This is a genomic window from Streptomyces sp. NPDC047130, assembly GCF_040643475.1.
Lineage (GTDB): Bacteria > Actinomycetota > Actinomycetes > Streptomycetales > Streptomycetaceae > Streptomyces.
Map to the genome: position 1 here is coordinate 1 of NZ_JBEYUK010000034.1, position 22237 is coordinate 22237.

At 74.6% G+C, this 22237-nt stretch carries 12 protein-coding genes; 3 read left to right on the forward strand and 9 right to left on the reverse strand.

Annotation, left to right across the window (positions count from 1 at the left end; translation table 11 throughout):
- The 9 genes from ABZ836_RS27770 to ABZ836_RS27810 form a co-directional block, all read right to left on the reverse strand.
- On the reverse strand, nt 1–647 hold a 647-nt coding region (locus ABZ836_RS27770), incomplete at its 3' end, for a polyketide synthase (protein WP_361146625.1).
- Between the two features lie 43 nt (nt 648–690).
- Complete coding sequence (locus ABZ836_RS27775; RefSeq protein WP_361146628.1) at nt 691–10479, reverse strand: type I polyketide synthase; 9789 nt, start codon at nt 10477–10479, stop codon at nt 691–693.
- 112 nt (nt 10480–10591) lie between these two features.
- Nucleotides 10592–10792 (reverse strand): ferredoxin, encoded by a 201-nt coding sequence (locus ABZ836_RS27780; RefSeq protein ID WP_356133558.1) that lies wholly within the window; start codon nt 10790–10792, stop codon nt 10592–10594.
- Nucleotides 10793–10797: 5 nt separating this feature from the next.
- Entirely contained in the window at nt 10798–11982 is a 1185-nt protein-coding gene (locus tag ABZ836_RS27785) for a cytochrome P450 (RefSeq protein WP_361146631.1), read from the reverse strand.
- Nucleotides 11983–12186: 204 nt separating this feature from the next.
- Nucleotides 12187–12645, reverse strand: a complete 459-nt coding sequence (locus tag ABZ836_RS27790; RefSeq protein WP_356133435.1) for a winged helix-turn-helix domain-containing protein — start codon at nt 12643–12645, stop codon at nt 12187–12189.
- Between the two features lie 220 nt (nt 12646–12865).
- A complete protein-coding gene (locus ABZ836_RS27795; RefSeq protein ID WP_356133433.1) occupies nt 12866–13108 on the reverse strand; it encodes an MbtH family protein in 243 nt (80 codons plus the stop codon).
- A 26-nt stretch (nt 13109–13134) separates the two neighbouring features.
- A complete protein-coding gene (locus ABZ836_RS27800) occupies nt 13135–14661 on the reverse strand; it encodes a methyltransferase (protein ID WP_361146635.1) in 1527 nt (508 codons plus the stop codon).
- A 111-nt stretch (nt 14662–14772) separates the two neighbouring features.
- Nucleotides 14773–17124 carry an amino acid adenylation domain-containing protein gene (locus ABZ836_RS27805; RefSeq protein ID WP_356133429.1) on the reverse strand — a complete coding sequence of 784 codons (2352 nt, stop codon included), beginning with the start codon at nt 17122–17124 and terminating at the stop codon, nt 14773–14775.
- A complete protein-coding gene (locus tag ABZ836_RS27810; protein WP_361146704.1) occupies nt 17121–17402 on the reverse strand; it encodes a phosphopantetheine-binding protein in 282 nt (93 codons plus the stop codon). The genes ABZ836_RS27805 and ABZ836_RS27810 overlap by 4 nt, the downstream gene beginning before the upstream one ends.
- Nucleotides 17403–17640: 238 nt before the next feature.
- On the opposite strand from ABZ836_RS27810, the gene ABZ836_RS27815 reads away from it, so the two are divergent.
- From ABZ836_RS27815 to ABZ836_RS27825, 3 genes are all read left to right on the forward strand, one after another.
- Entirely contained in the window at nt 17641–18402 is a 762-nt protein-coding gene (locus tag ABZ836_RS27815) for an alpha/beta fold hydrolase (RefSeq protein ID WP_361146638.1), read from the forward strand.
- Nucleotides 18403–18719: 317 nt separating this feature from the next.
- Nucleotides 18720–20354, forward strand: a complete 1635-nt coding sequence (gene abc-f, locus ABZ836_RS27820) for a ribosomal protection-like ABC-F family protein (RefSeq protein WP_361146641.1) — start codon at nt 18720–18722, stop codon at nt 20352–20354.
- A gap of 79 nt (nt 20355–20433) precedes the next feature.
- Nucleotides 20434–22059 carry an ABC-F family ATP-binding cassette domain-containing protein gene (locus ABZ836_RS27825; RefSeq protein WP_361146644.1) on the forward strand — a complete coding sequence of 542 codons (1626 nt, stop codon included), beginning with the start codon at nt 20434–20436 and terminating at the stop codon, nt 22057–22059.
- The last annotated feature ends 178 nt before the right edge of the window (nt 22060–22237 follow it).

Sequence of the window (22237 nt, forward strand, 5' to 3'; positions counted from 1 at the left end):
CGCTGCCGCAACGCCGACACCGCCAGATGCAACGCCACCAACGACGACGAACACGCCGTGTCCACCGTCACCGCAGGCCCCCGCAAACCCAACGCGTACGAGACACGACCCGACAGCACACTGCTCGCCCTGCCGGTGTTGACGTATCCGTCCTGGTCGCCGAGGCCGTGCCCCAGGCTGCCGTAGTCGCCGTTCATCGTGCCCAGGTACACACCGGTGTTGCTGTTCTCCAGGGCCTCGGCGGGGATGCCGGCGCGTTCGAGGGCCTGCCAGGAGGTTTCGAGGACCACGCGCTGCTGCGGGTCCATCCCCTGCGCCTCGCGCGGGGGGATCCCGAAGAAGGCGGCGTCGAACTCCTCGACGTCCCGCAGGAATCCGCCCTCACGTACATAGCTCTTGCCGGCGGCCTCCGGGTCCGGGTCGTACACGTCCCAGCCGTCCCACCGCGACGGGAAGCCCTCGATCGCGTCCCCGCCCGAGGACAACAGCTCCCAGAACTCCTCCGGCGTCTCCACCCCACCCGGCAGCCGGCACGCCATCGACACGATCGCGACCGGTTCGGTGAGTTGGGCCTCCAGATCGGTCGCCCGCCTCTTGAGCTCCCGGATGGCGGGCAGGGCGAGTTCCAGCCGACTCTGTTCGGACATCGAGCAGTTCCTTCCGGCAGGGCGATGGGGGGGACGGAAGCATCTACAGATCGAGCGCGAGGAGGGCCTCGAGCTCGGCGCCGATCTCGGCGGCCGACCGGGCCGGTGCGGGCGCCTCCGGGGCCGTCGCGGGCCCCGGTCCGGGTGCCGTCGCGGTCTCCGGGCGGGTGATCCCCAGGCGCAGCATCAGCAGGTCCGCGATGTCGGCCGGGGTGGGGTGGTCGAAGGCGAGGCTCGCCGGCAGCGGCACCTCGGCGGCGTCCGCGAGCCTGCGCCGCAGTTCCACGGCCATCAGCGAGTCGAGGCCGAGGTCCTTCAGCACGGCCTTGCTCCTGAGCGCTCCCGGACCGGGCAGCCCCAGGACGACGGCGGCCTCCTCCAGCACGAGCCGGGTGACCGTGGCGGCCTGCTCCTCGGGCGTCGCGCCCCGCAGGCGCCGGCGCAGCCCGTGGTCCCCGCGGCCGTCGCCGGCGCGGCGGAGGGTGGGCCGGACGAGTCCGCGCAGCAGCGCCGGGGGTTCGCCCTCCAACGCGGCGAGGTCGAGCCTGACGGGGACGAGGTTGCCGTCCGGCGAGCGCAGCGCCCGGTCGAGCAGTCGCAGGGCGTCGGCGACGGGCAGCGGGGCGATGCCCTGCCGTCGCAGGCGCCGCAGCTCCGCCTCGGTGAGGTGGGCGGTCATGCCGGGGCCCGTCGGCTCCCACAGGCCCCAGGCGAGGCTGGTGCCGCCGCTGCGGGCGGCGAGGGCGTCCAGGCAGGCGTTGGCCGCCGCGTAGGCGCCCTGTCCGGCGGAACCGAAGGTGGCGGCAACCGAGGAGAACAGGACGAACGCCGACAGGTCCATTCCGGCGGTGAGTTCCGCCAGGTGGGCCGCGCCGTCCAGCTTGGGGGCCATCACCTTGCGCAGGCGCCGCCGGTCGTGGTCGAGCAGCAGGCCGTCGTCGAGCACGCCCGCGAGGTGCAGCACGGCGGACCAGTCGTCGGCCGTGGACAGGACGTCGGCCACCTGGGTCCGGTCGGTGACGTCGCAGGCCAGTATCCGCACCGATCGCGCGCCGGCCCCGGTCAGTTCGGCGACCAGCTCCCCCGCCTGCGGGGCGGCCGGTCCGCTGCGTGAGGTCAGGACCAGGTCGCGGACCCCGTGTTCGGTCACCAGGTGCCGGGCGACGGCCCTGCCGAGTTCGCCGGTCCCGCCGGTGATCAGTACCGCTCCGCCGGACACCGTGGCGGTGGCCGTGCCGGGGGCGCCCGCCGCGGTCAGCCGGGGGGCCAGGATCTCCCCGTCCCTGAGGGCGAGTTCGGGTTCGCCGGTCACGGAGAGCGCCGTCAGCAGGGTCTCGGCGTCGATCCGGTCGCAGTCGACGATCCGCAGGACCGCCTCCGGGTGTTCGCGCCGCGCCGCGCGGAGCAGGCCCCACAGCGGCGCCCCGGCGAGGCCGCGCACGCGGTCCTCGGGGCGGGCGGCGACGCTGTCCCGGGTGATCCACACCAGTTCGGTGTCCCGGAGGGGCAGCAGCCGGCGCAGCAGGTCCAGCGTGTCCGCGGTCGCCTCGTGGACGGCGTCGACGCCCTCGGGGTGCGCGGTGGCGTCGATCAGGACGCGGCGCGGGCCGTCGTCCGGAACCGTCTCGGCCGGAAGCGCCTCGGCCGGTGTCAGCCCGAGGGCCTCGGACACCGGGCCGCGGCCCAGGACCGCCATCGGCTCCGTGACCGGGACCGGCGGCGTCTTCGGCACGGGGCGGAAGGCCACGCGGTAGAGGTCGGGGACGGGGAGGGCGGCTCGTAGCTGACCGGCGTCGACGGGACGCAGCCGCAGGCCGCCGATGTGCATCACGGGAGCCCCGGCGGGGTCGGTGATGGTGGCCCGGATCGCGTCGTCGTGGAGGTCGACGCGGACGTGGAGTTCGGTGGCGCCGGTGGCGTACAGGCGGACGTCGGTGAACGCGAAGGGGATGCGGGCCTCGGCGGAGGCCGGGAGCACCGCGCGCATCACCTGCAGGGCCGCGTCCAGCAGGGCCGGGTGGACGCCGAATCCGCCCGCCTCGGCGACGGGCAGCCGCACCACGCCGCAGGCGGTCGGGCCCTGTCCGCGCAGTTCGGCCACGCCCTGGAAGGCGGGACCGTAGTGGACGCCCTGGGCGGCGAAGCCCTCGTAGAAACCGGTCAGGTCCACGGGCGGGAGTTCGGGCGTCGTCCGGTCGGCTGGCTCCGGACCGGGGTCGTCCAGCAGCTCGCCCTCGGCATGGGTGGTCCAGGCGCCGGTGCCGTCCACCCTGCTGTGCAGGGTCACCGTCCGGCGGCCCTGTTCGCCGGGGCCGATCCTGACCTGGATCCGGGCCGCGTCGCGCAGCACCATCGGCCGGGACAGCGTGAGCTCGCCGACGCCGGCCGCGCCGGCCTGCCCGGCCGCGGCGAGGACCAGGTCGAGCAGGGCGGTGCCGGGGACGACGACGGTGCCGTGGACCACGTGGTCGGCCAGCCAGGGCTGGGACGAGGCCGAGACGCGGCCCGACAGCACCCAGCCGCCGTCGGCCAGTTCGGTGGTGTCGGTCAGCCAGGGGTGTCCGGCGCCGGAGGGGTCCGGCCAGTAGCGCCGCCGCTGGAAGGGGTAGGTGGGGAGGTCGACGCGGCGACGCCGCCCGCCGAGGAGCGCGGGCCAGTCCGGTGCGGCGCCCGCGGTGTGCGCCGCGGCGACCGCCAGGGTCAGGGCCTCGGGTCCGGGCCGGTCCGGCCGCTGGGCGGCGATCACGACGGCGTCGCGGTCCACGCAGTCCTCGGTCATGGCGGCGGTCGTCCCGTCGGGGCCGATGCCGAGGAACGCGGTGACGCCTTCGCCGAGCGCGGTGCGGATGCCGTCGGCGAAGCGGACCGGCTGCCTGACCTGGCGCACCCAGTGGTCGGGGCCGCAGGCGGTGACGAGCCGGCCGGTCAGGTTGGTCACCAGCGGGATGCGCGGCGGGTGGAAGGTGAGTCCTTCGGCCACGGTCCGGAACGCGCCGAGCATGCCGTCCATGTGCGGGGAGTGGAAGGCGTGGGAGACGTCGAGGCGTTTGGCGCGGCGTCCGGTGAACCGGCCGGCCACCTCGTCCACGGCGTCCGCGTCACCGGCGATCACCACGGACCCGGGCCCGTTGACCGCGGCGAGGGCGACCCGTGCGGACGTCAGCGGGGTGATCTCGTGCTCGCCGGCCTCGAGGGCGAGCATGACGCCGGTGTCCGGGCGGTCCTGCATCAGCCGGGCGCGGGCGGCGACCAGCGCGCAGGCGTCCGCCAGGGAGAGCACGCCCGCCACGTGGGCGGCGGCGAGTTCCCCGACGGAGTGGCCGAGGACCAGGTCGGGCGTGATCCCGAGGCTCTCCAGGAGCCGGAACAGCGCCACCTCGAAGGCGAACAGCGCGGGCTGGGCGAACTCGGTGCGGCGCAGCGCCCGCGGGTCGTCGACGACCTGGTCGAGCGGAAGGCGCAGGTGCCGGTCGAGTCCGGTACGGATCTCCTGCCACGCGGCGTCGAACACCGGGTAGGCCTCGCGCAGGTCCGCTCCCATGCCGGCGCGCTGGGTGCCCTGTCCGGCGAAGACGAACGCCGTCCGGCCGTCCCGCGCCGATCCCTCCACCACCGACGTCGACGACTCTCCCCCGGTGACGGCACGCAGTCCGGCGAGCAGGTCGGCGGTGTCCCGGCCGACGACGACGGCGCGCTCCGGGAAGGACGTGCGCGAGGTGGCCAGGGAGAACGCCAGGTCGGCCGGGTCCGTCCCGGGGTGCGTGCCGACCTGGACGGCGAGCCGGGAGGCCTGCTCGCGCAGGGCTTCGCGGCTGCGCGCGGACAGGACCCAGGGGAGCGGCCCGGGAGGGGAGGCGGGGGCCGCCGGTTCGCCGGCCTCGGCGGCCTGTTCGAGGATCAGGTGGGCGTTGGTGCCGCTGATGCCGAAGGAGGAGACGCCCGCCCGTCGCGGGCGTTCGCCGTCCCAGGGAACGGGGTGGGTGGCCGGCCGGAGTGAGCTCGCCGACCAGTCCACGTGCCGGGTGGGGGTGTCGGCGTGCAGGGTGCGCGGTACCAGGCCGTGACGCATCGCCAGGACCATCTTGATCACGCCGGCCACGCCCGCGGCGGCCTGGGTGTGGCCGATGTTGGACTTCACCGAGCCCAGCCACACCGGCCTGCCGGAGGCGCCGTACGTGGCCTGCAGGGCGTGTGCCTCGATGGGGTCGCCCAGCGTCGTGCCGGTGCCGTGGGCCTCCACGACGTCCACGTCGGAGGCTTCGAGTCCCGCCGCGGCCAGGGCCTTGCGGATCACCCGTTGCTGGGCCCGGCCGTTGGGCGCGGTGAGCCCGTTGGAGGTGCCGTCCTGGTTGACGGCCGAGCCCCGGATCACGGCGAGGACCGGATGGCCGTGGCGCCGCGCGTCGGAGAGCCTCTCCAGGAGCAGCAGTCCGCTGCCCTCGGCGAGCGCGGTGCCGGAGGCGTCGTCCGAGAAGGCGCGGCAGCGTCCGCCCGGGTCGAGGCCGCGCTGCCGGCTGAACCCGACGAACAGCCGCGGCGTGGCCATCACGGTGGCGCCGCCGGCGACGGCCATCGCGCACTCGCCCCTCGACAGGGCCTGCGCGGCGAGGTGGACGGCGACCAGCGAGGCCGAGCACGCGGTGTCCACCGTGACGGACGGCCCTTCCAGGCCGAGCGCGTACGAGACCCGGCCGGAGACCACGGCGGCGGCGCTTCCGGTGAGCCCGAAGCCCTCGGAGCCGTGGGGGGTGCCCAGCGACGCGTAGTCCTGGCCGTTGGTGCCGAGGTAGACGCCGGTGTCGCTGCCGCGCAGCGTGTCCGGTGCGATCCCGGCCCTCTCCAGCAGGTCCCAGGCGCCCTCCAGGAGGATCCGCTGCTGCGGATCCATGGTCAGCGCCTCCCGGGGGCTGATGCCGAAGAACTCGGGGTCGAACGCGGCGGCGGCCACGAAGCCGCCGTGGCGGACGTAGCTGGTGCCGGGGTGGTCGGGGTCGGGGTGGTACAGCGAGGACAGGTCCCAGCCGCGGTCCTCGGGAAACGGGGTGATGGCGTCCCCGCCGTCGGCGAGCAGCCGCCAGAAGCTCTCCGGATCGTGTACGCCGCCGGGGAAACGGCAGCTCATGGAGAGGATGGCGATGGGCTCCGCGGGGTCCTCGGGGCCGGGCGTCGGGGCGTCGGCGGCCGGCGCGACGGCAACCGGTGCGACGGCGGCCGGGTCGAGGGCGGCCGGGGCGTCGGCCGTCGCGGTGGGGGCCGCCTGCGGGTCAGCCGTCGCGGCGGGGGCCGTGGGCAGGTCAGCGGTCGCGGCGGGGGCCGTGGACAGCTCGGCGGTCGTGGTGGGGGCGGCGGGTGGCGGGTCGTCCAGGGGGAGCGCGTCGAGGATGTGGGCGGCCACCTGGGCGGGCGTGGGGTGGTCGAAGACGAGGGTGGCGGGCAGCCGCAGTCCGGTGGCGGCTCCGAGCCGGTTGCGCAGTTCGACGCCGTGGACCGAGTCGAGGGCAAGTTCCCTGAAGGTGCGCTCGGCGTCGACGGCGTCCGCCGAGGGGAGTCCCAACAGGTGGGCGACCTGCGCCCTGACCTCCTCCCGCACGGCGTGCGGCCGGCTGTCCGCGGGGAGTTCGGCGAGCCGCTGCCGGAGGACGGGCGCCCGCACGGCCGGTGCCCCGGTGGCGTCGGGCAGGTCGCCGAGGAGGGCGCTGGCACGGGTCGCCGTGAACACGGTGCGGAATCGCTCCCACCGCACCTCGGCGACGGTCGTGCAGGGTTCCGGGGCCGCGACGGCCCGGTCCAGGGCGGTCAGGGCAAGGTCCGGCGCCATCGGGGGCACGCCGTGGCGGTCGAGGACCTCCCGCACCGGCCCCCGGGCCATGCCGCCGCCGTCCCAGGGACCCCACGCCACGGAGGTCGCGGGGAGCCCCTGGGCGTGCCGCAGCGCGGCCAGACCGTCCAGGTAGGCGTTGCCGGGCGCGTAGTTGCCCTGGCCCGGGACGCCGACGGTCGCGCCCCACGAGGAGAAGAGCACGAACGCGTCGAGTCCGTCGGTGAGTTCGTGCAGGTTCCACGCTCCGCGGGCCTTCACCCGCAGTGCCGCGTCGACCTGGTCGAGGGTGAGGTCCTCGACGAGTCCGTCGTGCAGCTCTCCGGCGGCGTGCACGACGGCGCGAGGCCGGGTCCGCCCGACGAGCTCCCGGAGGGCCTCCCGGTCGGCGACGTCGCAGGCGACGATCTCGACCCCGGCCCCGAGCCGGCGGATCTCCGCGGCGATGGCCTCGGCCCGCGGGGTGTCCGGTCCGCCGCGGCCGACCAGCACCAGGTGTTCGGCGCCGCGCCCGGCCAGCCGCCGCGCGACCGCGGCGCCGAGCGCGCCCGTGCCGCCGGTGATCAGGACCGTGCCCTCGGGGTTCCATTCGCGGGCCGGGCCGGTGGCGGCGCGCACCAGGCGGCGTCCGTACGCGGCGGACCCCCGGACGGCGATCTGGTCCTCGCCGTGCACGCCGGTGAGCATCCCGGCCAGGGCCGCGGCGTCGTACGCGGCGGACACGTCGATCAGACCGCCCCAGCGCGTGCCGTGTTCGAGGGCGACGACCCTGCCGAGCCCCCACACCAGGCTCCGGTCGGGCGCGACCGCTTCGTCGTGGACGGCGACGGCGTCGCGGGTGACGCACCACAGCGGGGCGGTCACCCCGGCGTCCCCCAGCGCCTGGACGGCGGTCAGCGTCATGGCGTACCCCGCGGGTACGGCGGGGTACGCGGGGTGCGGGGCGTCGTCCGCGCCGGGCAGGCAGAGCACGCCGTCGCAGGTGGTGCCGCGCAGGCGGGCGGCGAGCGCGTCCCGGTCGAGGCCGGGGCCGGCCTCCAGGGCGGTGACGCGCAGTCCTTGTCCGGTCAGCGCCTCGACGACGGAGTGCGCCCACGCGTCGCCGGTGGCCACGAGGGCCAGCCACTCGCCCTGGCGGACCGCGGCGCCGGGGAGCTGCTTCCAGTCGACGCGGTACTGCCAGTCGTCCACGACGGAGTCCGCGGTGCGCCGTCGGCGCCACGAGGCCAGTGCGGGCAGCACGGGAGCGAGGGCGTCCGGGGCGACGCCCAGGGTCCGGGCCACCTCGTCGAGGTCCTCCCGGCCGACCGCGTCCCAGAACGGCGCGTCGGCCGTGCCGGTGCCGCCCGTCGACGCGGCGTCGATCCAGTACCGCCGGTGCTGGAAGGGGTAGGTGGGCAGGTCCACGACGTCCGCCCGGCCGAAGGCGCGGCTCCAGTCGACGTCCACCCCGCCGGTGTACGCCTCGGCGAGGGCCGTCAGGAACCGGTCGCCCTCCTGCCGGCGCAGTGTGCCGACGGTGCGCACGTCGGCGCTCTCCTCCACCCCCATGGTGAGCACGGGGTGCGGGGTGCATTCGACGTAGACCCGGTGGCCCTCGGCGGCCAGTTCGCTCACGCACGCGTGGAGTTCGACCGGGGAGCGCAGGTTCCGGTACCAGTAGGTCGCGTCCAGGGTGCCGGTGTCGGTCCGGGCGGTGTCGACGGTGGAGAAGAAGCCCTCCACGCCGGGACGCGGCCGGATGTCCGCCAGTGCGGTGAGGATGTCCTCGCGGATCGTCTCGACCTGCGCCGAGTGCGAGGCGTAGTCCACCGGGATGCGTTTGGCCCGGACGCCGGTGGAGTCGCAGTGCGCGGTCAGTTCGGCGAGGGCCTCCGGATCGCCGGAGACCACGGTGTTGCGGGGCCCATTGGCTGCGGCCACGGACAGGCGGCCCGGCCACCGTTCGGTCAGCTGCCGCGCCTCGGCCCGGGAGCACACCAGGGAGACCATGCCGCCCCGGCCGGCCAGACCGCGGCGGATGGCCTGCGCGCGCAGCGCCACCACGGCGGCGGCGTCCTCGAGCGACAGCGCTCCGGCGGCGCAGGCCGCGGCGATCTCCCCCTGCGAGTGTCCGAGGAGGACCGCCGGCCGGACGCCGAAGTGCTCCCACAGCCGTGCCAGCGACACCATCATCGCCCACAGGGCGGGCTGCACGACGTCCACCCGTTCCAGGGCGTCGGCGTCGTCGATGACCTCGGCCAGCTTCCAGTCCACGTACGGTTCCAGGGCCGTCCCGCATGCGGCGAACCGTTCGGCGAAGACCGGGAAGGACCGGAGCAGCGCGGCGGCCATGCCCGCCCACTGGGCGCCCTGGCCGGCGAACATCAGCACCGGGTCGACCCCCGCGCCGGAGCCGGTCAACAGGTTCGGCGCCTGGGCTCCCGACGCGAGAGCCTGGAGCCCGTGGACCAGTTCCGCCTGGTCCCGTCCCAGCACGACGGCCCGGTGCTGGTGGTCGGCCCGGGTGGTGGCGAGGGAGTGGCCGACGTCGGCGAGGGAGAGGCCGGGGTGGTCGGCGAGGTGGGCGAGCAGTCGGCGGGCCTGTTCCCGCAGGGCCGGTTCGGAGCGTGCCGACAGCACCCAGGGAACGCGTGCCGGCGCGGCGGGCTCCGGGGCGTCGGCGGCCCCTGCGGTCGCGGTGGCTGCGGGCGTCTCGGGGGCAGCGGAGGTTCCGGAAGCTGCGGGGGTCCCGGTCGGCGGGCCGGTCAGCGCGAGGTGGGCGTTGGTGCCGCCGTAGCCGAAGCTGCTGACGCCGGCCAGGCGGGGGCCCTCCGGCCACGGCTGCCGGTGGGTCACCACGGCCAGGTTCGCGGCGGCGAAGTCGATCTCCGGGTTCGGGCGGTGGAAGTGCAGGCTGGCCGGCAGTTCTCCGTGGTACAGCGCCAGGGAGGTCTTGAGCAGGCCGAGCACTCCGGCGGCCGGTTCGAGGTGGCCGAAGTTGGTCTTGGCGGAGCCGATGCGCAGGGGCTCCTTCCGGTCCCGGCCGAACACGTCGGCCAGTGCCGCCGCTTCGATGGGGTCGCCGCGGCGGGTCCCGGTGCCGTGGGCCTCCACGTACGACACCAGGCTCGGGGAGACTCCGGCCTCCCGCCAGGCCGAGCGCAGCACCTCGGCCTGTGTCCCGGCGCCCGGGGTGGCCAGGCCGTCGGTGGTGCCGTCGTTGTTCACGGCGCTGCCCCGGATCACCGCGTAGATCCGGTCGCCGTTGCGCCGGGCGTCCGCGAGCCTGCGCAGCACGACGACGCCGCAGCCCTCGCTGCGCACGTACCCGGCGGCGTCCGCGTCGAAGGCGCGGCACTGGCCGTCGGGGTTGAGGGCGCCGAACTTGGACATCGCCACGGTCGTGTGGGGGTGGAGCATGAGGCTGACCCCGCCCGCCAGGGCGAGGTCGGACTCTCCGGAGCGCAGGCTGCGGACGGCCTGGTGGACGGCGACCAGGGAGGAGCTGCATCCGGTGCCGACGGACATCACGGGCCCGCGCAGACCGAGGGCGTAGGCGATGCGGGCGGGGATGATCGAGGTGTCCGTGCCGATGGCGGTGTGGGTGCGGATCTCCCCGGGGGACGCCCCGGTGGCGAGGTGGTACTCCTGCCACATGCTGCCTAAGTACACGGAGGTGGCGGACCCGGAGAGCCGGTCGGCGCGGATCCTGGCGTCCTCGACCGCGGCCCAGGCGACCTCGAGGGCCAGCCGCTGCTGCGGATCCATCTGCTGGGCCTCGGTGGGCGAGATGCCGAAGAACTCGGCGTCGAATCCCGCGACGTCGTCCAGGAATCCGCCCCGCCGGGTGGTCGTCCTCCCGGGTGCCGACGGGTCGTCGTCGTGCCAGTCGTCGGCCCGCCACCGCTGCGGGGGGACCTCGCCGATGGCGTCGACGCCCCGCAGCAGGCCCTGCCAGAGAGCTTCGGGGGTGTCGATGCCGCCGGGGAGGCGGCAGCCGAGTCCTACGACGGCGATGTCGTCGGCGTTCATCACGCATCCTCACTTCGGGCAGGTGAAAGGCACGACGGGTCCCCGGACGAGTCCGCCGGCGGGGGCGGGTCCCGGGGGGACCGCGCCGGCCCTGGGCGGTGGAGCGCGAGGGTCAGGCGTCGTCGTCGAGGCTGATCGCCTGGGAGGGGCACAGCCGCACGCACTCCGTGACGTCGTCCCGCAGCTCCTCGGGCGGGCGGGGGGAGAGCAGGAGGACGGTCCCGTCCTCCTCGTCCTGGTCGAAGACCTGGGGGAGGGTCAGGGCGCACATGCCCGCACCGCAGCACCTGGCCGGGTCGACCGCGACTCTCATGGCCGTCACCAGCCGACGGGAAGACGCTTCACGCCGTACATCGACGCCAGGTGGGCCGTCTCGATCTCCTCGGGCGCCACGGTCAGGTGCAGGTCGGGGAACTCGGAGATCAGCCGGCTGAACGCCACGCGCATCTCGATCCTGGCGAGCTGCTGCCCCACGCACTGGTGCACGCCGTAGCCGAAGGCGAGGTGCCGTCCGGCGTTGCGGCCGATGTCGAACACCTCCGGGTCCGCGAAGGACTCCGGGTCCCGGTTGGCGGTGGACAGGGCCACCGTGACGACCTCACCGGCGCGGATCAGCCGGCCGTCCAGCTCGACGTCCTCGGTGGCTCCGCGGATGATCCCGAACTGGACGATGCTCAGGTAGCGCATCATCTCCTCGACGGCGCCGTTGATCAGCTCCGGCCTCTCCCTGAGCAGCGCCCACTGCTCGGGGCGGGACAGCAGCAGGTAGGTGCCGAGCCCGAGCATCTTCGCGGTGGTCTCGTGTCCCGCCGTGAGGAGGAGCATCGCCGAGCCCGCGGCCTCGGCGTCCGTGAGGTCGGACGCGGCCACCCTGCTCAGCAGGTCGTCCTCCGGCTTCTCGCGCTTGCGGCGGATCAGCGCGGAGAGGAACTCCGCCATCAGCGTGAAGGCCTCCATGGCCTCGTGCATCGGGCGCTCGTAGTCGAGCATGGTCTCCGAATGCCGCTGGAAGAACTCGTGGTCCTCGTACGGAACGCCCAGCAGTTCGCAGATCACCAGCGAGGGAATCGGCAGGGAGAATTCCTGTACGAGGTCCACCGGGGATCCGGATTTCCGCATGGCCGTGATCCGGTCCGCGGTGATCCGCTCCACCTTCGGTTCCAGGTTCTTCATCCGACGCACGGTGAATTCGCCGGTGAACAGTTTCCGGAAACGGGTGTGCTCCGGCGGATCCATGAAGATGAAGACGCCCGGACGTGTCGGCTGGGGGACTCCCTCGCCGACGGCCATCCTGCGGTGTTCGCCGCGCGAGCTGAACCGCGGGTCGGTCAGCACGGCGCGCGCCGCGGCATGCCCGGTGACCAGCCAGCCCGTGGTGCCGTCCGGATAGGCCAGCCGGCTCACCGGGTGGTCGTCCCGCAACTCGGTCAGCTTCGGCGGAGGACTGAAGGGGCAGGCGCGCTCGGTGGGGAATTCCACCGCTTTCAGATCGGTCCGGGTCACGTCGACTCCATTCGGGAAAGTCCCGCGGACGGGCATGCCCCGATGCTGCCAGAAGACCCGGATTCCGTTCCGAATGCTCATGTGGGGTGCGGCCTTGTCGATATCGCGGCACCACCGGTTCTCCAGCGTTCCGCGAGCCCTTTTCGTGGAGAATGCGGTTGCGGCGGGGAATCGCGGTGCGAAGGGCGCTGGTCGTCGCGCCGGTCAGATGCCCGACGCCCTCGTCAACGGGACGGCCTCGGCGGAGACGGCGTTCTCCAGCATGTAGCCCCGCCCCCACACGGTCCGGATGGACAGTTCGACGGGCAGGAGCCGGCGGCGGAGCCGCATGATGTGCAGGTCGAGCGAGTTCCTGTTCAGCTTCAGCGCCCGCAGGGCCGGGCCCTGCACGAACTCGGCGCGGTGCACCACCTCGCCGAAGCGGTCCACGAGCAGCCGCATCAACTCGGCCTGCGTGGTGGAGACGGTGAGGGAGTGGCGGCCGTAGCTGAGGGTTCCGGTCGAGTCGATCGTCGGTACCCGGTTGCTGTCGAAGCGGTTCTGCAGGACGGTGACGCGGGCCTGCAGGTCGTCCCGGGACACCGGGGGGCGTACCCAGTCCTCGACCGGATCGTCGCTGATCGGCGGCTGCGCGCCCGCCTCGACGACGAGCAGGCGCGGCATCCCTTCCTTCCGGCAGCGGGTCCGCAGATCCGCCTGTGCCGGCCATCGGACGAAGACGACATCGGAATCTCGACCGCCCACGGAGGTCCTCCCTGTACATCCCGCGTACATCCATCCCGGTGCGTCCCACGGAAGCCGATGGGCCTCTCGGCACGGACGAGCCCCGGTCGAATCCGCCGGTACAGGGCCCGCGGTGGCGGCGGGCGGTGCGGTCCTCCGCTCAGGTCGCCCGCGTCGCCTCGCGCAGGCTCCGGGGCCGCAGGTCCGTCCAGTGCCGTTCGACGTGCGCGACGCTCTCCGCGCGCCCGGCCGGACCGGCCACGATCCGCCAGCCGCCGGGCACCTCGGCGAACGTGGGCCACAGCGCGTGCTGTTCCTCGTCGTTCACCACCACGTAGAACTCGCCGTTCTCGTCGTCGAACGGGTTCACCGCCGTGTCTCCCGTGTCCCGGATGCCGCTCATGCTTCCCCTGTCCCCTCCGTCGCCCTTCACGTCCGGTTGCCCTCGTCGTCGCCGGTCCGCGCCGGTTCGGGGAGCGCGGCGCGGTCGATCTCGCCGCGTGCGGTCAACGGCATGCGGGCGAGGACCACGATCTCGTCCGGCACCTGGTGGCCGGGGAGTTCGACCGCGAGTTCACGCCGCAGCACGGCCGGCAGCTTCGACGCCCGGCGGGAGGCCGCGGGCGCGTTGGCGAGCGGCCTGGAGCGGGTGTCCAGGGGCCGGTACACGCCGTCGTAGCGGTGCGTGCCGTCCTCCGCCGTGGGCTCCTCGGGCGTGATCACCGCCTCGAACCAGCCGGGCGCCTCGGCCGACCAGGTGCACAGGACGGTACGGCCGTGCTCCTCGCCCCAGGTCCGCAGCGCGTGCGGGTCGAGCGGCGTCCCTGGCTCCGTGGCGGGGACCCCGCACTCCGCCGCCTCGCCCACCAGCCGGGCGTTCGGTATCCGGGTGAGCCGGAAGGGGCCGCCGTGCCGGGCCAGTTCGGCTTCGATGGCGGACGTCCGGTGCACGTCGGAGCCCCAGACGACGGTGGGGACGTCCGCGAGCCGCGTCGGTCCGCCCGGCCCCTTGTGCAGGACGACCTCGTAGCGGTGCCGGGTGAGTTCGTTCGCGTCCGGTCCCGGCTTGAGCCGGACGTCCACGGCCACGACGTCGTGGTGCGCGTCGGCCCACTCGGTGAAGAAGCCCGGGTCGAGGTGGAGTTCCGTCTCGCGGCGCGCGGCGCGGGCGACCGCCGCCCGGACCGCGGACGGCTCGGCGTCGGGGCGCTGGGCGTGGTGGACGGCCGTCAGGAACTCCCGCAGGGTGCCGTGGTTGCGGATGTCGCCGACGACGATCCGGCCGCCCGGGGCGAGCCGGCGCAGCGCGGAGTCCAGGACGTCCGAGAGGTAGGCGGCGTCGGGGAAGTACTGCGCGACCGAGTTGAGGAGGACCGTGTCGAAGTACTCGGCGGGCAGTCCGTCGGCGACGTCGGCGGGCTGGCACCGCAGGGTCACCTTGTCCTTCAGCCGCGGGTCGCCGGCGACCTGGGCGCGGAGGCGTTCGACGACCGGCTCCGAGAAGTCGGTGCCCCAGTAGACCTCGGTCTCCGGGGCCAGCGGCCCGAGCAGGAGGCCGGAGCCGACCCCGATCTCCAGCACCCGGCGCGCCCGCAGTCCGCGCACCCGCTCGACCATGGCGGCGCGCCACCGGCGCATCTCGGGCAGGGGGATGGGTTCGCGGGTGTAGGAGCTGTTCCATCCGGTGAAGTCGTCGCCGATGCCGGGGGTGGTGTCCGGCCCGGTGTCGCCGTACATGTCGTCGTAGATCGCGCGCCACATCTCGACGTGCCGGGTCACGTCCGCGTCCGGCGCCTCGGGAACGACGTACGCGACCAGGCGCCGCTGCCCGGTCCCGTCCTCGTGGGGGACCACGGCGGCCTGCGCCACGCCGTCCCGCTTCCGGAGCGCGGCCTCGACCTCATCGAACCGGTCGACGGACGACACGCGCTGTCGCGTGTGCGTGAGGGGCGCCATGCTGCTGTCACCTTTCGGTCGTCCTGCGCGGGGTTGTCCGGTCGTCGGGCCACGGTCCGGGGTGTCGGGCCGCGGTCCGGGGGACGCGGCTGGGGCCGGTGCAGGAAGCGTCTAGAGCCGGTTCAGGAGGGCCGCCCGGTCGACCTTGCCCGTCCTGGTCAGGGGCAGTTCGTCGAGCGCCACGAGGCGCGTGGGGATCATGTACGAGGGCAGCAGGGTGCGCAGGGCGCGGACGACCTCGGCCTTCCGGAGCGGTCCGGCCGCCGGCACGTAGAAGCCGGCCAGCGTCCGTCCGCCCGGCCCGGTCGGTGCCACCACGGAGGCGGCCCGGACGCCGGGGCACTGGAGGAGGGCGCTCTGCACCTCGCCGAGTTCGATCCGGTAGCCGCGCACCTTGACCTGGTCGTCGAGACGGCCCAGGAACTCCAGGTCGCCGCTCGGCAGCCAGCGGGCGCGGTCACCGGTGCGGTACATGCGCTCGCCGGGGCGCCCGGCCAGCGGGTCGGGCAGGAACTTGGCGGCGGTGAGCGCGGCGGCCGCGGCGTAGCCCTGGGCCACGCAGGCGCCGGCGATGTACAGGTCGCCCTCCTCGCCGAGGGGGCAGGGCCGCAGGGCTCCGTCGAGGACGTAGTAGCGGGCGTTCTGCATCGGTTTCCCGTAGGGGATGCTCGGCCACGCGGGGTCGACGTCGCCCACCCGGTACCCGTTCGACCAGACGGTGCACTCGGTGGCGCCGCCCAGCGCCACCACCTCGGCGTTCGGGAACGCGGCCCGGATCCGGTCCGGGAGCGGCACCGGGACCCAGTCGCCGCTGAGGAGGACCAGGCGGAGCGTGTCGCGTCCGGCGGGCCGGCGCGACTGGACGAAGGGCATGACCATGGCCAGGGCGGCGGGCGCCGAGTCCCAGATGGTGACGGCCTCCTGTTCGAGGATGTCCACCAGGGTGTCCGGTTCGGCGAGGTCCGTGGCGGACGCCAGGCGTACGGTCGCGCCGGCGGCCAGCACGCCGAAGATGTCGTAGACCGAGAGGTCGAAGCAGAAGGACGTGACGAAGAGGACCTTGTCGGCGGGCCCGACGGCGTGGGTGCGGTTCACCCAGTCGATGAGGTTCACCACCGACCGGTGGCTGACGACGACGCCCTTGGGCGCTCCGGTCGAGCCGGAGGTGAAGATGGTGTAGCAGACGTCGTCGGCGGTGGGGCCGGTGGTGAGGGGGGTGGCCGGCCGGAGGGCGACGTGATGGCCGGTCCACAGCGGCTCGCGGTCCGGTGCCGCGCGGTGGCGGGACGGCGCGACGCGGATGACGGCGTCGTACCGCTCGGCCAGCTCGCCGGTGAAGCGGTCGGCCGGCCGGCGGTGGACGCTCGCGTGGGCCACGCCGGGCAGGAGTTCGGGGAGGCGTTCGACGAAGCGGGGCGGCACCCGGAGGCCGGAGTGGGTGCTCAGCGCGGGGTCGGCGAGGTCGGCGAGGACGACGACGCCGTCGTCGGGGAGCAGCCCGAGGAGCGAGTCGAGGACGCCGGTCAGGTGGTCGAGGTCCGGCAGGAACTGCACCGTGCTGGCCAGGACGACGACGTCGAACGGCCCGTCGACCCGCTCGGCGGCCTCGTCGGCGAAGCACACCACACCCTCGACCTGGCCGCCGGCGCGGAGTCCGGCCTCCTCGCTGCGGGCCACGGCCACCGGTGAGGGGTCGACGGCGACGTAGCGGGACGCCCACGGTGCCAGGGCCTCGACGATCAGGCCGGATCCGCAGCCGATCTCCAGCACGGCGGGCCGTTCGGCGGGCGTCGCGGCCCGGACGAACCGTGCCACGTGGTCCTGGTAGGCCCGGACGTCTTCCGCGGTGCAGGGCCGTTCCGAGGGACGCATGTTGAAGCCGGCCGCTTCGAGGGGGTCCGGGGAGCCGGACACGTAGTCGAAGAGGTCGACGACCCGCTCGGGCCGGAAGGTGGCCGACCAGGAGAACTCCTCGGGGATGTCCGGACACAGGACGTGGCGCAGCGACGGCACCTCCCACCGGAACTCCTGCACGGCGGGCAGCGAGGCGCGGTCGGTGAGCACCGCCGCCACGCCGAGCTGGTCGAGCAGTCCGACCACCCGGGCGGCGGGCCAGACCGGGTCGAGCGGGACGTAGGAGGCGCCGGCCTTGAGCACCGCCAGCATGCCGACGAGGGCGGAGGCGCCGCGCTCGCCGTGGATGCCGACGGTGGAGCCGCGGCCCAGCCCGAGCTCGCGCAGGAGGCGGGCCAGCCGGTTGGAGCGGCGGTCGAGTTCGCCGTGGGTGAGGACCTGCCGGTCGGAGGTCACGATCGCGGGGTGGTCGGGGTACCGCCGGGCGGCCTCGGCGATCAGATCGGTGATCGTGGCGTCGTCGCGGAACGGCCGGGCGGTCTCGTTCCAGGCGCTCCAGGGGGCGTGCGGAGCCGACAGCGGCGGGGCGGGCATCGGCGGGGCGCTCACGTGGCCCCTGCCGGCGATGCCTCGTGGGCCGCCAGGGCGCCGGCCAGTGCGTCCACCGTGGGGTGGGTGAAGAACATGCGGAGCGGCAGGCGCGCGCCGAGCAGGGCCCCGAGCGCGGCCATGATGCCGGCCACCAGCAGGGAGTTCCCGCCGGCCTCGAAGAAGTCCTCGTCGTCGCCGAAGTCGTCGTGTTCCAGCGCGTCCGCCCACTGGGCCCGCACCTGGGCGCGCAGCAGTTCGAGGTCCGGGCCGTCGTGGCCGGTCCGGTCCGGGCTCACCAAGCCGACCGATCCTAAGTTGTCCACCGCTGTCTCCTGCGTCTCTCTCGGGGCTCTGCTTCGTCCCGTCGCCGCGCCGGCGGCGGGATCCGTCGTCGTGTGCGCGTTCGCGCTCACGCGGCCGAGGGGTCCGACAGGGTGTCAGCCTGCCGTGGCGGCCGGCTGTTGTCCGGGAATCTTTCAGAGGTCAGTCAGGGTTGGCGGCACCGGACCGCGGTGACTGGCCATGCTCACGTACATGGGTACTCACACGAAAAGCCGTTGGTTCGTCGGTGTCCCTCACGACGGCGTCCAGGAGTGCGTGCTGTACGCCTTTCCGCACGCGGGTGCCGGCGTGGCCACGGTGCGTCAGCTGTGCGTCGAGCTGTCCGACTCCTTCGACGCCTTCGCGGTGCGCCTGCCGGGCCGGGAGTCCCGCCTCGGGGAGCCGGTGGAGACCGTCATGGCGGAGCTCGCCGACAAGCTCGCCGGCGAACTGCTCGACCACGCGCAGGGACGGCCGGTGGTGCTGTACGGCCACTGCGCGGGCTCGTCGATCGCCTACGAGGTGGCACGGCGCCTGGGTCCGGCCACCGTGCGGGCGCTGGCCGTCTCCTCGCACCCGGCTCCCGGGAGCGTCCGCCGCGAGCCGACGTGGGCGTTGCCGCGGCCGGACTTCCTCCGGCAGGTCGTCACGGACGGGTACCTCCCGTCGCAGCTCCTCGCCAACGAGGAGCTGCTCGACATCGTCGAGCCCGCCCTGCGCGCCGACTACGAGCTCGTCGAGGCGTACGAGCTGGAGCTGTACGAGAGCGGTGCCGCCGAGCCCGTCGCGGTGCCGACGGTGGCCGTGTACGGCCGCGACGACCACACCGTCGCCCCTGACCGGATCGAGGCGTGGTCCGCGCTCACCACGGGGCCGTTCCGGGTCGTGCCGCTGCCGGGCAGCCACGACCTGCCGACCAGCCACCCCGCGGACCTGGCGGCGGTCCTCCGCGGGACCCTGGCCCCCGTCGCCTGACCCTGCCCTGCCGGAGCGGGGCCGCTCGGGGCCCCGCGGGCGGCCGCCGGGCGCGGTTGCCCGCGGGCGGCGGGCCACCGGCCGCGGGGGCCGGGAAGGGGCTGTTACCCTGCTGGGGAACGTTGACCGATTCGTCGAGGAGCCCAGACATGGTGGTGGACGACGACATCTCCGGGTGATACCCGGACCCGACAGGCCACCGGCCGGTGCGCGGACGCACCGCCGCCGTCGTGGCCTCGTTGTCGTTCCTTCCTTCCCTGTGTCTGCCGCCGAGGCAGAAGTGTTTCTCTGCCTCCCTCCCGCACGAGGTCACCTCCATGTCCGACGCCCGCGTCGTCTGCACCAACCTGTCCTTCTCCTGGCCCGACGACACCCCCGTCCTCGACGGCCTGTCCTTCACCCTCGGCACCGGCCGCACCGGCCTGGTCGCCCCCAACGGCACCGGCAAGAGCACGCTGCTCAAGCTGGTCGCCGGTGAGCTCGAACCCCGCGCCGGATCGGTCTCCGTGGCCGGCACGCTCGGCCACCTGCCGCAGACCCTCCCCCTGACCGGCGACCTCACGGTCGCCGAGGTGCTGGGCGTCGCCGCCGTCGTCCGGGCCATCGACGCCGTCGAGTCCGGGGACGTCGCCGAGGAGCACTTCACGACCATCGGCGACGACTGGGACATCGAGGAACGCACCCGCGCCCAGCTCGACCGCCTCGGTCTTGCGGACCTCACCCTGGACCGGCGCCTGGCCACCCTCAGCGGCGGCCAGATCGTCTCCCTGGGCCTCGCCGCGCAGTTGCTGAAGCGGCCCGACGTGCTCCTGCTCGACGAGCCCACCAACAACCTGGACGCGGACGCCCGCCACAAGCTGTACGCCGTGCTGGAGGACTACAACGGCTGTCTGCTCCTGGTCAGCCACGACCGCGCCCTGCTGGACCGCATGGAGAACATCGCGGAGCTCGACTCCGGCGAACTGCGGTTCTACGGCGGCAACTTCACCGACTACGAGGCGGCGGTGCGGGCCGAGCAGGAGGTCGCGGAGCGCAACGTCCGCAACGCCGAGCAGGAGTTGAAGCGGGAGAAGCGGGAGATGCAGCAGGCCCGCGAGCGCGCCGAGCGCCGGCAGAGCAACGCGGCCCGCAACCTGAAGAACGCGGGTCTGCCCCGCATCTTCGCCGGGGCCATGAAGCGGGGCGCCCAGGAGTCCGCCGGGCGGGCCGGCCAGGTGCACGCCGGCCGGGTCGGCGAGGCGCAGGCCCGGCTGGACGAGGCCGGGCGCGCGCTGCGCGACGAGCAGCGCATCACCCTGGACCTGCCGGACACGAACGTGCCCGCCGGGCGCACCCTGTTCTCCGGCGAGAACGTCCAGGTCCGCCTCGGCGGCAGGGACGTCTTCGCGGACGGCGGCGTCGACCTGACCATCCGCGGGCCGGAGCGCATCGCGCTGACCGGCCCGAACGGCGCGGGCAAGAGCACGCTGCTGAAGGTGCTCAGCGGTGACCTGACGCCGCTCGGCGGGGAGACCAGGCGGGCCGACGGCCGCGTCGCCCATCTGTCGCAGCGCCTGGACCTGCTGGACGAGGACCGCACCGTCGCCGAGAACTTCGCCGAGCACGCGCCCGGGCGGCCGGAGGCCGAGCGGATGAACCTGCTCGCCCGCTTCCTCTTCCGGGGGCCGCGCGCCCATCTGCCCGTCGGCGTCCTCTCCGGCGGTGAGCGGCTGCGCGCCACGCTGGCGTGCGTGCTGTGCGCCGAACCGGCTCCCCACCTGCTCCTCCTGGACGAGCCGACCAACAACCTGGACCTGGTCGGCGCGGGCCGACTGGAGGACGCCCTCAACTCCTACCAGGGGGCTTTCGTGGTGGTCAGCCACGACGAGCGGTTCCTGCGCGAGATCGGCGTGCGACGGTGGCTGCGGCTGGCCGACGGCCGGCTGAGCGAGGCGGGCGCCCCCGAGGTGTGAGCCGTCGCGTGTCGCCCTGGCCCGTGCCGAGGCACCCCGCCCCACGGGCCGTCCACCGATCACGTTCTGGACGGACCTCATGCCTCACCCCGCTCTGCTCGCCCACGACCTCGTCCGCACCCTCGACGGCCGGCGGGTGCTCGACGGCGTCTCCCTGACCGCCTCGCCCGGCCGGCGCATCGGGCTCATCGGCGAGAACGGCGTCGGCAAGTCGACCCTGCTGCGCCTGCTGGCCGGGGCCGACGAGCCCGACTCCGGCCACGTCACCCGACCGGCCGCGCTGGGCTTCCTCCATCAGGAGATGCCGTACGACAGCGACGCGACGATCTCCGACGTCCTCGACGATGCCCTGCGCGAGGTCCGCGAGGACCTGCTCGAACTGGAACGGCTGGCCGAACGGCTGGCCCGGACCGCGCAGGACGCGCCGGGCCAGGCCGACCTGCTCGACGCGTACGCCGTCCGCCTGGAGCAGGCGCAGGCCCGGGACGCGTGGGACGCCGACCGGCGTGCCACGCTGGTGCTCGACGGCATCGGTCTCGGCGCCCTCGCGCACGACCGGACGCTCGGTTCGCTGTCCGGCGGTCAGCGCGGCCGGCTCGCCCTGGCCGCGCTGCTGGTCCGGCAGCCCACCGCCCTGCTGCTGGACGAACCGACCAACCACCTCGACGACGACGCGGCCGCCTTCCTCGAGGAACGGCTGCGCGCCCTGCCCGGCGCGGTCGTGCTGGCCAGCCACGACCGCGCCTTCCTGGACGCCGTGTGCACGGACCTCGTCGACCTCGACCCCGCCCTGGACGGGCCGGTCCGCTACGGCGGCAACTACACCGCCTACCTGGCCGGGAAGCGTGCCGCCCGCGAGCGCTGGGAGCGCCGCCGGGCGGAGGAGCAGGAGGAGCTGGCGGCCCTGCGGGTTTCCACGGAGCTGACCGCGCACCGCGTCGCGCCGGACCGGGGGCGGCGCGACAACGAGAAGATGGGTTACGGCCGCCGCGGGAACCGGGTGCAGCACCAGATCTCCCGGCGGGTGCGCAACGCCTCCCGGCGCCTGGACGAGCTGGAACGCGGCCAGGTCGGCGAGCCTCCGCCGCCGCTGCGGTTCGTGAGCACGGCGCTGGCCTCGCCCGCGGAGGAGGGGGAGGGGCCGCTGGTGTCCCTCACGGACGTCGCGGTTCCGGGCCGGCTGGCGCCGGTGTCCGCCGAGGTGCCGGAGACCGACCGTCTCCTCGTCACGGGCGGCAACGGGGCGGGGAAGTCGACGCTGCTGGCCGTGCTGGCCGGACGCCTCGACCCCGAGGGCGAGGTGCGGCGGCGGCCCGGACTGACCGTGGGACAGCTCGCGCAGGACACGGTCTTCGACCGGCCGGAGCGGTCGGCCCGGCTCACCTACGAGCTGACGCTGGGCGACGAACGGGCGGAGGCGGTGCCGCTCGACTCCCTGGGCCTGCTGCACGCGGCGGACCTCGACAAGCCGGTCGGCGCGCTCTCGGTCGGCCAGCGGCGGCGGCTCGCGCTGGCCCTCCTGGTGGCGATGCCGCCGCAGTTGCTGCTGCTCGACGAGCCCACCAACCACCTGTCGCCGAGCCTGTGCGACGAACTGGAGGAGGCGTTGCACACCGGGCCCGGGGCGATCGTGGTGGCCAGCCACGACCGCTGGCTCCGCAGGCGCTGGCGGGGCCGCGAACTCCCCCTGGCCCCTCGCGGGTGACGCCCGGTTCGCGGCCACGTCGCGCCCCGGGCCCCGCGAGCCTTCGCGCGGGCCACCGCGGTGGCTCTCGGGGACCGCGGCCGGGCGTAGCGGCCGGCACCCGCGTGCGGGCGACAGCGGGGCGTCACCGGGTCGCGGGTCGCGGGTCGCGGGGCGCGGGTGGCGGGGCGCCGGGGGA